14 protein-coding genes are annotated in these 13,063 nt (G+C 42.8%); 9 read left to right on the top strand and 5 right to left on the bottom strand.

Translation table 11 applies throughout. The features are described 5' to 3' along the window. Positions 1-15 precede the first annotated feature (15 nt). The 5 genes from GDK41_RS00300 (at position 16) to folX (ending at position 3,576) form a co-directional block, all read left to right on the top strand. A complete protein-coding gene (locus GDK41_RS00300; RefSeq protein ID WP_152084550.1) occupies positions 16-639 on the top strand; it encodes a YceH family protein in 624 nt (207 codons plus the stop codon). Between the two features lie 58 nt (positions 640-697). Continuing rightward, a complete protein-coding gene (gene nadE / locus GDK41_RS00295; RefSeq protein ID WP_152084549.1) occupies positions 698-1,534 on the top strand; it encodes an ammonia-dependent NAD(+) synthetase in 837 nt (278 codons plus the stop codon). A gap of 398 nt (positions 1,535-1,932) precedes the next feature. After that, the gene (folM, locus tag GDK41_RS00290; RefSeq protein WP_152084548.1) at positions 1,933-2,640 is read left to right on the top strand and encodes a dihydromonapterin reductase; all 708 of its coding nucleotides are present in this window, start codon (positions 1,933-1,935) and stop codon (positions 2,638-2,640) included. 12 nt (positions 2,641-2,652) lie between these two features. Beyond that, entirely contained in the window at positions 2,653-3,207 is a 555-nt protein-coding gene (gene folE / locus GDK41_RS00285; RefSeq protein ID WP_152084547.1) for a GTP cyclohydrolase I FolE, read from the top strand. Between the two features lie 9 nt (positions 3,208-3,216). Next, positions 3,217-3,576, top strand: a complete 360-nt coding sequence (folX, locus tag GDK41_RS00280) for a dihydroneopterin triphosphate 2'-epimerase (protein ID WP_152084546.1) — start codon at positions 3,217-3,219, stop codon at positions 3,574-3,576. A 4-nt stretch (positions 3,577-3,580) separates the two neighbouring features. Here the strand turns inward: folX and GDK41_RS00275 are convergent, their stop codons facing one another. Beyond that, the gene (locus GDK41_RS00275) at positions 3,581-4,018 is read right to left on the bottom strand and encodes a YqaA family protein (protein WP_152084545.1); all 438 of its coding nucleotides are present in this window, start codon (positions 4,016-4,018) and stop codon (positions 3,581-3,583) included. Positions 4,019-4,090: 72 nt separating this feature from the next. Here GDK41_RS00275 and GDK41_RS00270 point away from each other — a divergent pair, with 72 nt between their 5' ends. Then, the gene (locus GDK41_RS00270; RefSeq protein ID WP_152084544.1) at positions 4,091-4,594 is read left to right on the top strand and encodes a TlpA family protein disulfide reductase; all 504 of its coding nucleotides are present in this window, start codon (positions 4,091-4,093) and stop codon (positions 4,592-4,594) included. Between the two features lie 64 nt (positions 4,595-4,658). Here the strand turns inward: GDK41_RS00270 and GDK41_RS00265 are convergent, their stop codons facing one another. Then, positions 4,659-8,156, bottom strand: coding sequence for a S8 family serine peptidase (locus GDK41_RS00265; protein WP_152084543.1), 3,498 nt, complete (start codon positions 8,154-8,156; stop codon positions 4,659-4,661). A gap of 367 nt (positions 8,157-8,523) precedes the next feature. On the opposite strand from GDK41_RS00265, the gene GDK41_RS00260 reads away from it, so the two are divergent. Continuing rightward, positions 8,524-8,934 carry a c-type cytochrome gene (locus GDK41_RS00260; protein WP_442960201.1) on the top strand — a complete coding sequence of 137 codons (411 nt, stop codon included), beginning with the start codon at positions 8,524-8,526 and terminating at the stop codon, positions 8,932-8,934. 42 nt (positions 8,935-8,976) lie between these two features. Here GDK41_RS00260 and GDK41_RS00255 read toward each other — a convergent pair whose 3' ends face one another. Then, a complete protein-coding gene (locus GDK41_RS00255) occupies positions 8,977-9,618 on the bottom strand; it encodes a cytochrome b/b6 domain-containing protein (protein ID WP_152084541.1) in 642 nt (213 codons plus the stop codon). A 195-nt stretch (positions 9,619-9,813) separates the two neighbouring features. Then, positions 9,814-10,968 (bottom strand): iron-containing alcohol dehydrogenase, encoded by a 1,155-nt coding sequence (locus tag GDK41_RS00250; RefSeq protein ID WP_152087462.1) that lies wholly within the window; start codon positions 10,966-10,968, stop codon positions 9,814-9,816. A gap of 180 nt (positions 10,969-11,148) precedes the next feature. On the opposite strand from GDK41_RS00250, the gene GDK41_RS00245 reads away from it, so the two are divergent. Both GDK41_RS00245 and GDK41_RS00240 read left to right on the top strand, forming a co-directional pair. Next, positions 11,149-12,024: a LysR family transcriptional regulator gene (locus tag GDK41_RS00245; protein WP_232056491.1), complete on the top strand. Its 876-nt coding sequence runs from the start codon at positions 11,149-11,151 to the stop codon at positions 12,022-12,024. A 37-nt stretch (positions 12,025-12,061) separates the two neighbouring features. Further along, positions 12,062-12,541 (top strand): glutathione peroxidase, encoded by a 480-nt coding sequence (locus tag GDK41_RS00240; RefSeq protein ID WP_152084540.1) that lies wholly within the window; start codon positions 12,062-12,064, stop codon positions 12,539-12,541. A 37-nt stretch (positions 12,542-12,578) separates the two neighbouring features. Here GDK41_RS00240 and GDK41_RS00235 read toward each other — a convergent pair whose 3' ends face one another. After that, positions 12,579-12,761 carry a PA3496 family putative envelope integrity protein gene (locus GDK41_RS00235; protein WP_070983449.1) on the bottom strand — a complete coding sequence of 61 codons (183 nt, stop codon included), beginning with the start codon at positions 12,759-12,761 and terminating at the stop codon, positions 12,579-12,581. Positions 12,762-13,063: the final 302 nt, after the last annotated feature.

Genomic DNA, 13,063 nt, shown 5'->3' with positions numbered 1-13,063 from the left:
ATCGTGAGCATAGATATGGAATTAAGTGAAGTTGAGCAGCGTATCGTTGGCTGTCTACTAGAAAAACAAACAACCACTGCCGAGCATTACCCATTGTCGCTCAACGCACTAACAAACGCCTGTAATCAAAAGTCCAATCGTGACCCAGTCATGAGCCTAACAGAATCGCAGGTGATAGACGCCGTCGAGACGCTAAAATCAAAGCATATTGTTACAATCGATGAAGGACTATCTGGACGAGTCGATAAATATGCCCATCGATTTTGCAACACCGAATTTAGCCGTATGCAATTTAGCGAGCAACAAAGAGCCATTGTTTGCCTGCTATTGTTAAGAGGCGCGCAGACGCCGGGTGAATTACGTACTCGCAGTGCGAGGTTGGCTAACTTTACTCATGTAAGTGAAGTAGAGCAGGCGTTAGAAAAACTACAAACTGAAGGCTTCGTAAAGAAGCTTGCTCGTGAACCTGGCAAACGTGAAAGTCGCTATGTACACTTGTTTCAAAATACGGAACACTTGGCCACGAACACAGCGCCCCCTCACAAAGAGCTAGAAACGCCAGAGTTAGACGCATTACTATTAGAAATAGAGCTACTTAAAAAAGAACTCGCAGACATCAAACAACACTTGGGGCTTTAAATTAAAAGCCAATCACAACATAATAATCCCAAACAGCATTGGCAATGAGGAGCACAAAATGCGCCAAGCGATACTGGCAGAAATGCAAGTACAGCCACAAATAGATGTGGCATATGAGATCACTCGTAGAATTAATTTTATTAAACAACGCTTAGTTTCAGCACACTGCCAAACCCTAGTTTTAGGCATAAGTGGCGGTGTTGACTCTTCAACATGCGGTAGACTTTGCCAACTAGCAGTAGATGAACTTAATGCGGAGCACGATACTGACCGATATCAGTTTATTGCAATGCGTTTACCATATGGCGTGCAAGCAGATGAAGAAGAAGCACAACTTGCTTTAGATTTTATCAAACCCTCGCAACGCATTACGGTTAATATTAAACCTGCAGTCGATGCGATGCATGAACAAGCAATGCACGCAATGCACTCATCTCAATTGTCGATCCCCGCGCCAACTTCCGTCGATTTTGTGAAAGGCAACGTAAAAGCCCGCCAACGTATGGTGGCTCAATATGAAATTGCAGGGCTGACTCACGGCCTCGTTGTTGGCACAGATCACAGCGCCGAGAATATCACCGGCTTTTATACCAAGTTTGGAGATGGAGCCTGTGACTTAGCGCCTTTGTTTGGTTTATCCAAACGCCAGGTTCGCAGTTTAGCTGCGCATTTAAATGCGCCTGTTGAGCTAGTAACTAAAGCGCCAACAGCCGATTTAGAGTGCGACAGACCTGGTTTAACTGACGAGGAAGCGCTCGGACTAAGTTATGACCAAATTGATGACTTTTTGGAAGGCAGAGATGTCGCCCCGAGCGTTGAAGAAAAATTGATTGCAATTTATGAGCGTACTCAGCACAAGAGACAAGCGATCCCTACGGTTTACGACGCTTTATAACACTTAGGCAGTTATCAGGTTTTTCGTACTAAGGACAACACACTGCAGCTAACATGGCAGTGTGTTTTTTATTTCAGCCTAGCTACAATATCTAGCTTCCTTGGTAAACACTTAAATAAAATCATGCCAACTCTCTAAATATTAGAGCACTGTTTTTAAATCAGGAGCGCTGAACAACACATCGGAAATCTCACTATTTCGTAACGCTACATCACTATGTATCGTTGCGCTTTGCTAAAGCTAGCACTCAAATTCATTCATTGGGGTCTTGGTTATTTATGCAAAATTTACCATCAAACAAATATCTATAGCGTTCATGTGATCGACAAATCACAACATGACGTAAAAATTACGTTATAGTTAACTTATTGATATTTTTCAGAGGATAAGACGTCTACATGACCGCACCGATTTTGATCACTGGCGCTGGGCAGCGCATCGGATTGGCTATGGCACAGCATTTCGTAGCAGCAAAACAGCCTGTCGTAGTAACATACCGTACCCGACACAATGTGATTGATGAGTTGGAGCAAAGCGGTGTGCACTGCATAAACATAGATTTTAGCGACGCACACGCTATCGAGCAATTAGAGACGACTTTGCGTTCGCATTACTCAGCATTACGCGCAGTTATTCACAACGCATCAAGTTGGGATTGTGAAGCAAATAACCCTGACTTTGATAGCCTTTTTGATAGCATGATGCGCATTCATGCCAAAGTGCCTTATCAGCTTAATTTAGCACTCGCAGACTTACTTTTAGCGTATTCGGCTGTAAGTGACATTATCCATTTAACAGATTATGTGGTTGAAACAGGAAGCCCAAAGCATATTGCTTATGCTGCCAGCAAAGCCGCTCTTGACAACCTAACTCGCTCTTTTGCAAGTAAGTTTGCACCAGATATCAAAGTCAACTCCATTGCACCAAGCTTGATCATTTTTAACCAACATGACACGCCAGAGTATAAAGCTAAAACATTAAAAAAATCTTTAATGGGTATCGAGCCAGGCTGCAAAGAAATAATAAATAGCGTTGAGCTACTAATGAGCAGCGACTACATCACTGGACGCACAATTCCAGTCGATGGCGGTCGCCACCTTAAATAAACAGAGACTATTATGCACGACAACTTAAAAAACAGTTACAAACAAATTATTGCCGCAGTAGGAGAAGATGAAAACCGTGAGGGGCTACTTGAAACTCCTAAGCGAGCAGCCAAAGCGATGGAGTACTTAACCAAGGGCTACCGAGAGACGCTTGAAGAAATTACCAACAATGCAGTATTCACTTCAGATGCAGATGACATGGTTTTAATACAAGATATAGAGTTGTACTCAATGTGTGAGCACCACCTACTACCATTTGTTGGCCGTTGTCATATTGCATATATCCCGAACGGGAAAGTATTAGGCCTATCAAAGTTCGCGCGCATTGTAGACATGTACGCGCGCCGATTCCAAATTCAAGAGCAGCTCACGCATCAAATCGCGCAGGCAGTCGAGCAAGTGACGGGTGCAAAAGGTGTTGGCGTCATCGTGGAAGCAAAACACATGTGTATGATGATGCGTGGTGTAGAAAAGCAAAACTCCAAAATGCGTACCTCTGTTATGTTGGGTAACTTTAGAGAAGACCCCAAAACCCGTAATGAGTTTCTGCAATTGGTAAAAAACTAAGGATAGCCTATGCAAAATGCCATAATTAACATCACAAACCTAAGGTTGCGCACCTATATTGGCTTTAACCCTGAAGAGCGTGAAAAAAAGCAAGATGTGGTAGTAAACATTGAGATCCACTACCCTGCAGACACCGCTTGCGTGACCCATGATGAAGTTGATCACGCACTCAATTACAAAACTGTCACAAAGGCAGTCATAAAATTAGTTGAAGATGGTCACTTCTTGCTTCTAGAAAAGCTGGTTAGCGACATTCTTACACAGTGTCATCGCCACCCGACGGTTACCTACGCAAAGGTTAAAGTGGATAAGCCACATGCTTTAAGATTTGCAGACTCTGTATCATTAACCTTAGACTGGCATCGCTGAGCAGCTAAAAAAGCTGCTCAATCCCCACAGCCAAAGCAATAACCATGGCATAACGCAAACCTTTTCCTAACGAGACAAGTAACAAAAAAAGCCCTTTCCTCATTTTAAATATACCGGCAAAGACCGTCAGAGGATCACCAATAATCGGCACCCAAGCAAACAGCAAGCTGTAGCTGCCAAAGCGTGCGTACTGAGCGTTCGCTTTTTCTATCTGACGCTGCGTCACCGGAAACCAGCGGCTATCTTTAAAGTGCATCACATGTCGTCCAAGCCAATAGTTAATGCAACTGCCCAGCACATTTCCTAAAGTGGCTATCAGCCATAACATGAGTAGGTTTGCGTTTTGTGTTAGCGCTAACCCAGACAATAAAACTTCTGATGAACCAGGTAGTAGAGTTGCAGAGCTCAAAGCGGACAGAAATAGCCCGCTATATAACCACATAATTTCTCTCGTACCTACTTAAAAATAGGGTATTCTGTATAACCAAATCAGTCACTTAAAAGGAAGATAATAATGATAAAAAAGGTTAACCACTTCATACTTACCACCGCTTTGCTCGCTACTATGACGGGCTGCAGTACAGTTTACGCAGACAGTGCCCCACCCAAAAACTACGAAACTTATATCACCAAAGGAGAGCGCTTTAAGCATAATACGTTTACTGCGATCAATGGCGAAAAAGTCGCACTAGCTAACAAGCGTAAACTCATCATTTTATTTGCTACATGGTGCAGTGATTCGCAAAGAGCCATGAACGAGTTAAAGGCTTCTCCTTTGATCAATGACAAGAATTTACAGATCATCGCAATTGGTCGCAATGAAAACAACGAATCTTTAGCTAAATTTAATGATGAATATCAATTACCGTTTGCATTAATTGCAGACCCTGAACGTGAGATTTACAGCCAATACGCAAATGCAGGTATCCCGCGGCTGATCTTACTTGATGAGCACAACCAAGTCGTCAAGACACTCATTGGTGAAGAGCCAAATGTGATAGATAAAATACTCTGGTAATATAAAAAATTTAAAAACAAAAACGCCAGTCAAAAGACTGGCGTTTTTAGTTCAAGCATAAGGCTTATTTTTGCTTGCGACGACGTAGTGCAGCAAATGGTGCAGCTAGTAACGCTAACCATGCTAATGAACCTGAAGAGCTTTTCTTCGGCTCAGGTGTTACGTCAACAACTGGCGGCTGCTCAGCTTCTGTGTCTACCACGTTAGTGATATTTACAACCACTTCAGCCGGCTCTGAGATATTACCCATTACATCGATTGCTGTAACAACCAATTTCGCTTCGTTATTACCAGCTTCAAAATCTAGAAGCTCACCGTTAGCAACAACAATCTCACCTGCAGCGTTCACAGATAGACCTGCATGAGTAGAAGATTTAAGATAGAACTCAGAAATATCTAGGGTATTTTCAACTTCTTCAGCAGCTAGTGTAGCGATAACAGTGCCTGTTTCTGTATTTTCGGCAACACTCACTTCTACACCATTAAGAACTGGTGCATCGAATGGCATTGGGTTATTCAATACAGCATCCGTCATTGGAGCCACAACACCTGAAAGATCCGCGCTTGCAAGGGCAAATGGCGCATCAGCGCTTACATATGCTTTTGCACCCGGAGCTAGCTTAGCAACAGCTTCACCCGATGCTGTTACCAGCTTAGCACTTGATGTAGCGAATTTAGCTGTGCCAGAAAGCTCATCATCATATTCAGGGAAGTACATACCTAAATCGTAGCCAAAACCAATACGAGACTCAAACGCAATCTCTTGACCTAGATTGTCAGATGACAAGCCAATCATTTCAGCACAACCGGTAAAGGTTACAGTGTTAGAACCACCTTCGTGAGCGAATGGTGTTACCCAAGCTTGACCCCAATTTGGAGCTCCATCAACTAAAGGTGCAACGGCTGTACGCGTACGGCCAGGGATCGCAGCACTACGGCCAACATCACTATATTGTGCTAGTAGGTAGTCTTGAACACCATCACCATCAACATCTAAACGAGTTTCATAACCACCAACTTGACGCTGATGCGCTAAGCTATCACGAAGTACAAGTGAGTTAGTGAACCATAAACCAGAGTTACAGCTTTCATTCTCATAAACATTGAATGTCGTCGCAACTAGGTTTGATGACTTCTCTTCTTTTGACATTGCATCACGCTGTGCAACAAGTTGTTCAGTCATTGGGGTAAATTCAGCAGAACCGTTGTTCTCAACAGTTACCATTACCTTACCATCAACCAGCTCATAGCCTACTTTGATGCCCTCATGTGCTTTAGGTAACACGTGGTATACTAAGTGTAGGTCATGATCGCCTTCTGTAGCAGGGTCATCGAATACTAAAGCACCATCGAATTCAGCAAGTGTTAATGCTGGGCTAAATGCTGCTAAGTCATCAGCGTCAAGCGGGTTACCTAGCTTCCATTCCGGTAGTTTAGATGCATCAATAGTAAGTGTTACGTCAAACTCAACTGTCTGACCAGCAGGAACTGTAACCGACTCTGGGATATTCCAGCTAATTGCCCCCGTATCAGCATCATTTGTATAACGCGCTTCAGTACGTAGGTTATAAGTTCTTTCCTGCGCAGAGAAGTTTTTCAGCGTTACAGTTTTAGTATATTCAGCAGTACCTTCAACATGAACTAAACCGAATGATAATGCTGCTTGGTTTGTGTCATATTTCTCTTGATGTACCCAAGCAGCAACAGGTAGGTTTACTGCTTTTTCAACATCAACTAAACCAGCACCAATCATACTGATAGGCGCTAACTCGCTATCAGGGTTAACCGTTACTGCTTCATTTGTAACGTTTAGGTTGGCAGAGTTCATTAGCGTAGCTTTAATTTCGTACGCATTACGCTCAGGTAAAGCTTCTCTAACTAGTGCAACAGCACCTGCAGTCATTGGACCAGAGAATGAAGTACCAGTTGCAGGTGCTAGACCATTTTGAGTACCTGTAGCAGCCACCATGATATTAGTACCAGGTGCGGTAATTTCTGGCTTCAGTAAGCCGTCCATAGAAGGACCACGAGAAGAGAAATCTGCAACTGCACCAACTAAGTTTTTCATTTCAACTTTAACGCTATACGTTGCAGCACCAGCAGCTAGTTGCTCTTTCAACGCAGCACCAGCTTCAAAGTTAATACCTACTGAACGGATAGTTACAGCGTCAGAACTACCACCCATTGGCGCTGGTGAGCCATCATTATTGTTGTTTGCAATAAATACAAACGCCGCACCTTTAGCTTGCGCGTTAAGTACTTTAGTAACGAATGCACATGCACCACGGTCGATCAATACCGCTTTACCTGTAAAGTCCACATCATCCGCAAATGCGTCACAACCGTTTTGGTTTACATCAGGGTACACTAGAGGTGCCATATCACTAGTCATCTCAAATGCGCCTTGAGGGCCAAAACTTGCGCCTTGAATAACTGTTTCAGAGCCAGCTACTGTACCTGAAGCAATTGGTTCAGGGATAGTTGGGTGCGTCATTGCGCCAACAGATAATGCATTCGGTGTAGTACTTGGACCACCAATGCGGAATGGGTTATCGCCATCGTTACCTGCAGAGATTACCATGTTAACACCTAGGTCAACAGCACGTTGAATTAGGAACTGAGTACCACTAAGTGTATAAGTATCACCGTACTCGCCACCAAGTGACATGTTAATTACATCAACGCGGTCGCTGATATCACCGTCGCCATTAGGATCCATAGCAGCTTCTAGTGCTGCCGCTTGTGCTGCACCTGGACAACCACCACCACAAACAGAGTAAACGTATAGTTCAACATCAGGTGCTATGCCTGTAACCGAGTGAGATACTGACGTACCATGGCTAGTTGGGTCACCTTCTGCTGGACCAATTGAAGGATCATTTTCAATTGGGTCAGCATCATCACGCATGTAATCATAACCGCCTTTAACCTGACCTTGTGGCCATGAAACACTTGTCGGATCTGCTTGCGCAGCCTCATATGCTTCCACAGTGCCTGCACCATCAAAAATAGCGTGCGTGTAGTCAATACCGGTATCTAGAACAGCAACCTTTTGCCCCATACCTGTCGCAACACCACCTGTTCTCACAGGTGTCGCTTTAACGTAATCTGAAGACTCTTCAATGTGCAGATCAGATTCGAACATAGGTAATACTTTAGATACGCGAGGATCATTCTTTAGCTTTTCTACTGTTTTTTCAGATGCTTCAATGATCAATGTTGGCGCTAGTACCTTAGTGCGACCAATCACTTTTGCATTAATGTCTAAATTACTTAACTCAAGACTAACAGCGTTTTGAATACGTTCGATTTGCGCAATAGTCGCTCTTGCATCACCAGCTTGGTAAGTACCTTGTGCGAATAAATCAGCTGAAGAAGTTGCTTTTAAAACAACTAAGTATGAAACTGGTTTTTGCTTTTGAACATCACTAACGTTAATTCTATCTGCTTGAAAGCTAGAATATTTGTTCACTAACTGCGCTGTTTGTGCAGATACACTAGCTGATAGGATAACACCACCTACCGCCGCTGCTATTGCAGTCTTCTTAATCATATTAGACATGTTTTCCCCTAGGACTTATTGTTTACTATGTGTTGCTATTATTTTTAAATTCGAGTGGACAATTAATATAATGTAAACATGTAGACACAAGCAACACAGAAGAGACATAAAAGTAGGAGTAAATTCACAAAGTGACACCAAAAATACATAAGCGCATGTTTAGTAAGAAAAATTTAATGTAAAAAAAAGTAAACGCATATAAATTTTGTCATAAAGCTGTGTGTTAAACCGCCTTCAAAAAGCGACACATACGAGCTCACCTCATTACTCTTGCTTCCTAGAGTGTTTTCCGCAACACTAATGTTCCTAATATGATATTTAATGGAGTAAGTAAATGAAAAAGATAATAATTGCAGCAGTGGCCTTGATGACCTTCAATGCAAACGCGAATACTTTGTTTGAGTCGAGTGAAGATGCCATTGAATACCGTAAAGCCGCATTTCAGCTAATTCGATATCAGATTGGTGACATGGGGGATATGCTCAAAGGGAAAATTCCTTTCGATGCAAAGCGCTTTGAGAAAAGAGCAAATAGCGCTGCGCAATTATCTACGATGCCTTGGGAAGCGTTCATTGCGGGCTCAGATAAGGGTGACACCGACGCATTGCCTGCAATATGGTCAGACAAAGAGACATTCGATAAAAAAGCAAAAATGTTCGCGCAATACGCACAAGAGCTTGCTGTGGCTGCTCGCTCTGGTGATAAAGCTGTAATTGGGCCAGCATTCAAAAACTGGGCGAAAGGTTGTAAAGATTGTCATAAATCTTTCAAAGACTAAAAGTTAAAAGGCCTAACTCGGTTAGAGTTTAGGCCTTTACTTTTAACTAAACAGTGAACTGAGTGGCTCGCCCCCCCAGACACTCAGTATGCCCACAGATAAAACTATAAAAATCAAATAAGCCCACTTGCCAGAGACCATTCTAGGCTGTTGTAACACATTGCTTTCTTTTCCGGTCAAAAGTGTTTTAGCTAAGTTTTTGCCGCGTAAGCGATAAACGACTATTGCAACAACATGCAATGCTATTGCAAACAACAAAATATCGATATTGTCATGATGTAAGCTAGAGGCTACTTCACTCCAAGATGATGGAACATATGCAACTAAAGGCCCCTCTACTAAAATATCATCAGTACTCATAAGGCCACTGAATAGCTGCACTAAAATTAGCACAAAAAAGAGCAGCACCATGTAACTCCCTGCGGGATTATGGCCCGCACTCGGCTCATTACTGCGTAGCGATAAAATTGCAGCTTTTGGCGAATGTATAAGCGCAGATAACTTTGCGGTATCACTACCAATCACACCCCAAATTAAACGTGTGAACATCAACGCTAACAGCAAGTAGCCTGCAACAAAATGAACATCAAGCCAACCTTCTTCACCACTTACGTAAAGCACAGCAATCGCAATCACCAAAAGCCAATGAAAGCCTCGAATGAATCCATCCCACACCTTTGTCATTATGTTCTCCAACCTATACGATTAAATTTGCTTTCTATGCTGTCAACCTTAACAAATATCTTCTTGAAAGACAGGAAAAACAGCCGGCTGAGTATAAAATAATGACAAATTTAACAACTTGAATTGACGAGTAAGGGCGATGCTGTTGATAAGCAAGTTGCTTGACGTGACACTGAACACGTCAAGCTATTTTTATCACACGCTTCGCAACAGGATATTACGACTTTTATCAAGTGTTACGGATTGGTGTTCCCCTAATGCTGTCATGCCGTGACGCTCAAGTTGAGCAACAATTTTATCTGCCACTTCTTCACCAAGACCATAATCTCTTAGACGCGTTGGCATATTAACACTGTGAAAAAAGGCTTCGGTTTTTGCAATCGCTTGCTCGATAGCCGCGTCAGGATCCGAAGTATCCAGCCCCAGTACGCGTTGCGCATATTGTAGTAGTTTGTCTCGCTTGGGCTCTTTTTGCTCTTCCATCATACGAGGCAAAACAATCGCAAGCGTTTGAGCATGATCTAGCCCATAAACCGCAGTGAGTTCGTGTCCAATCATATGTGTTCCCCAATCCTGTGGGACACCTGCACCAATTAAACCATTGAGGGCCATCGTGGCCGACCACATGACGTTAGCTCGTACCTCATAAGAGACATCCTGACCAAACACGCTCGGCCCTTCTTCCATTAGAGTGAGCAATAACCCTTCAGCAAAGCGGTCTTGCACTTTTGCATTAACGGGGTAAGTCAAATATTGTTCCATCGTATGCACGAACGCATCAACCACCCCATTGGCAAGCTGGCGCTCAGGCAGAGTCTTCATAACATCTGGATCGAGTACCGCAAACTGTGGCTGAACTAAGGTAGTCGCAAATGGCAACTTATCGTTTGTGTCTTTATTCGAGATAACACTAAAACTATTTGACTCAGAACCTGTGGCTGGCAAGGTTAAAACCACACCTAATGGTAAAGCAGATTTGACCTCTGCGCCTTTGCCCAGAATGTCCCACGGTTCTCCATCAAACAACGCCGCTGCGGCAATAAATTTGCAACCATCAATAACCGAGCCGCCTCCCACTGCGAGGATATAGTCGTACCCTTGTTCTCGTACCATAGCAACCGCTTGCATACAAGTTTGATAACTCGGGTTAGGCTCAATGCCAGCAAACTCACCCCAAGTGTGAGCATTAAGCGCGTTACTTACTTGCTCATACACACCATTTTTTTTAATGCTACCACCACCATACACAACCAGTACTTTAGCATCTTGAGGGATGCTGGAAGTTAAACTAGATATTTGCCCTTCGCCAAAGTGTATTTGCGTTGGGTTAACAAAGCTGAAATTTAGCATGTTTCGCTCCATAAATTGCTCATCGCAGTCATAGGGCAGGTTAATACCCGCCTGTCGTTTAAGAATACTAGTGTAGTCAAACGCAGCCATAACAAACACACTAGACACACAAATAACTTTTGCCTCATAGCAATAATAAATCCATTATAATTAGATTATTGTCTAAAAATTGGTGAACCTATGGTTATTTGGCAAGGTCTTGAGGTGTTTCTTGCTGTCGTAGAGCAAGGTAGCTTTAGTAAAGCGGCCGAAAAACTCGAAACATCAACATCGTATGTAAGTCGCCAGATCCAACAACTAGAAAAGCGCTTAGGTACAACACTCATCCAGCGAACAACACGCTCACAAAACTTAACCGATGCCGGGCGGCAATATGCCACTAAGTTAAAGGTGATACAACAAGAGTTGATTGATGCAACCAACCATGTCCAAGGTGTACAAAACACCCCTAAAGGGCAGATCAAGATTGCAGCCGCTGGCGAGTTTGTCGCCAATCATGTGACTCCTCGAATCGCTGAGTTTATCAAAGTTTACCCTGAGGTCAGTGTGGATATTGACTTCAATAATCGCAATGTTGATTTAGTCGAAGAGGGATTTGACCTCGCAATACGCTTTGGCTTACTTCAAGACTCTAATTTAATCGCTCGCAAATTGTGCCCACGCCCCATGACATGGGTGGTCAGTAAAGGCTATCAAAACATCCACGGTAACATTCGTCACCCATACGAATTATGTCAACATAACTGCTTATCAGCATCGCAAGGGCGCTGGCGCTTTAACATCTGTGATCAAATAGAAGAAATTAAAGTCGCAGGAAACTGGCGCAGCAACAACTCTTTTGCACTTATCAACGCATGTTTGGCAGGATTGGGAGTCGCCCATTTAGCCAAGGACATTGCTCAACCTTATGTTGATCAGGGTAAGCTAGAGTACGTATTAGAGTCATTTCAGGTAAATGATGGGGCCACTTGGCTTGTTTATCCGCGTAGAGATCTGATGCCTTATCGAGTGCGCTTACTCATTGAGTTTTTAATCGACAGCTTTGCTACTCCCTAACAAATCAAATATTGAATAGACACAAAGGAAATCGAACATGTCCAACCTTTATCAGTTCACCGCAACCACATTGCAGGGACAGCCATTCGACTTAGAGCAACTCAGAAATAAAGTTGTGCTGATCGTTAATACAGCCAGCGAGTGTGGCTTCACACCACAGTATGAAGGGCTTCAGGCACTGCACCAACAGTACCAAGCGCAAGGCTTAGTCATTCTGGGGTTTCCATGCAATCAATTTGGCGGGCAAGAGCCAGGTGATGCTGTACAGATCCAACAAGGATGCCTGATTAATTTCGGCGTTGACTTTACGATGATGGAAAAAGTAGAGGTCAATGGACCACATGCACATCCGCTATTCACTTATCTGCAAAACACTTTACCGGGGGTTTTCGGCAAACGAATAAAATGGAACTTTACTAAGTTTCTTATTGGTCGCGATGGTGTACCACAAAAGCGCTTTTCGCCAACCACAAAGCCCGTAAAGCTCGTTAAACATATTGAATTAGCACTCAAATAAGTAGGCATTAAAAAGGAGGCCGAGGCCTCCTTTTTAACTAATCAAGATAATCGAAATCATCTTCACCTAAATTTTTGCGCAAGCGCTTTTGTTCAAGATAGTCATCGAGCTTTTTCTTTACCTTTCGCTTTTGCTTATCATGCTGATTACGACCGAGGTTCTCGTATTCGTCATCTACAAAATCATCGTCAAGCGCATCATAAGAAAATGTCTTACCCACAACCCACTCCAATAAGTGTTAATAATAGTTACTCGGTGAATACATAAGCACCTTAATGTGATCTGTTCACCTAAATGAGTATTTAGCTGGAAAAAACAAATCTGAAAAGTGAGAGTTTTTTATCGTTTTAATAAAAAATTTTTATCACTGTTCTTGTTTTAGTCAAACTAGCTAAATTATGGTCAAAAAACTAAACGTTAATTTCAAACCAATGTGAGAGAAAAACATTAACCAATTGATATTTATATATTTTAATTATTGGCATCAGACTTGAATAGTCATAGGTATATCTATTCTCGTTA

It is taken from the genome of Pseudoalteromonas sp. A25 (genome assembly GCF_009176705.1).
In the GTDB taxonomy this organism is placed as follows: Bacteria; Pseudomonadota; Gammaproteobacteria; order Enterobacterales; family Alteromonadaceae; genus Pseudoalteromonas.
The sequence above is the reverse complement of the archived record's forward strand: the minus strand, read 5'-3'. Positions and strand labels throughout refer to the sequence as shown.

Coding starts and splice junctions, on each gene's coding strand:
- GDK41_RS00300 (WP_152084550.1), top strand. CDS start 16: ATGGAATTAAGTGAAGTTGAGCAGCGTATCGTTGGCTGTCTACTAGAA.
- nadE (WP_152084549.1), top strand. CDS start 698: ATGCGCCAAGCGATACTGGCAGAAATGCAAGTACAGCCACAAATAGAT.
- folM (WP_152084548.1), top strand. CDS start 1,933: ATGACCGCACCGATTTTGATCACTGGCGCTGGGCAGCGCATCGGATTG.
- folE (WP_152084547.1), top strand. CDS start 2,653: ATGCACGACAACTTAAAAAACAGTTACAAACAAATTATTGCCGCAGTA.
- folX (WP_152084546.1), top strand. CDS start 3,217: ATGCAAAATGCCATAATTAACATCACAAACCTAAGGTTGCGCACCTAT.
- GDK41_RS00275 (WP_152084545.1), bottom strand. CDS start 4,018: ATGTGGTTATATAGCGGGCTATTTCTGTCCGCTTTGAGCTCTGCAACT.
- GDK41_RS00270 (WP_152084544.1), top strand. CDS start 4,091: ATGATAAAAAAGGTTAACCACTTCATACTTACCACCGCTTTGCTCGCT.
- GDK41_RS00265 (WP_152084543.1), bottom strand. CDS start 8,156: ATGTCTAATATGATTAAGAAGACTGCAATAGCAGCGGCGGTAGGTGGT.
- GDK41_RS00260 (WP_442960201.1), top strand. CDS start 8,524: ATGACCTTCAATGCAAACGCGAATACTTTGTTTGAGTCGAGTGAAGAT.
- GDK41_RS00255 (WP_152084541.1), bottom strand. CDS start 9,618: ATGACAAAGGTGTGGGATGGATTCATTCGAGGCTTTCATTGGCTTTTG.
- GDK41_RS00250 (WP_152087462.1), bottom strand. CDS start 10,968: ATGCTAAATTTCAGCTTTGTTAACCCAACGCAAATACACTTTGGCGAA.
- GDK41_RS00245 (WP_232056491.1), top strand. CDS start 11,149: ATGGTTATTTGGCAAGGTCTTGAGGTGTTTCTTGCTGTCGTAGAGCAA.
- GDK41_RS00240 (WP_152084540.1), top strand. CDS start 12,062: ATGTCCAACCTTTATCAGTTCACCGCAACCACATTGCAGGGACAGCCA.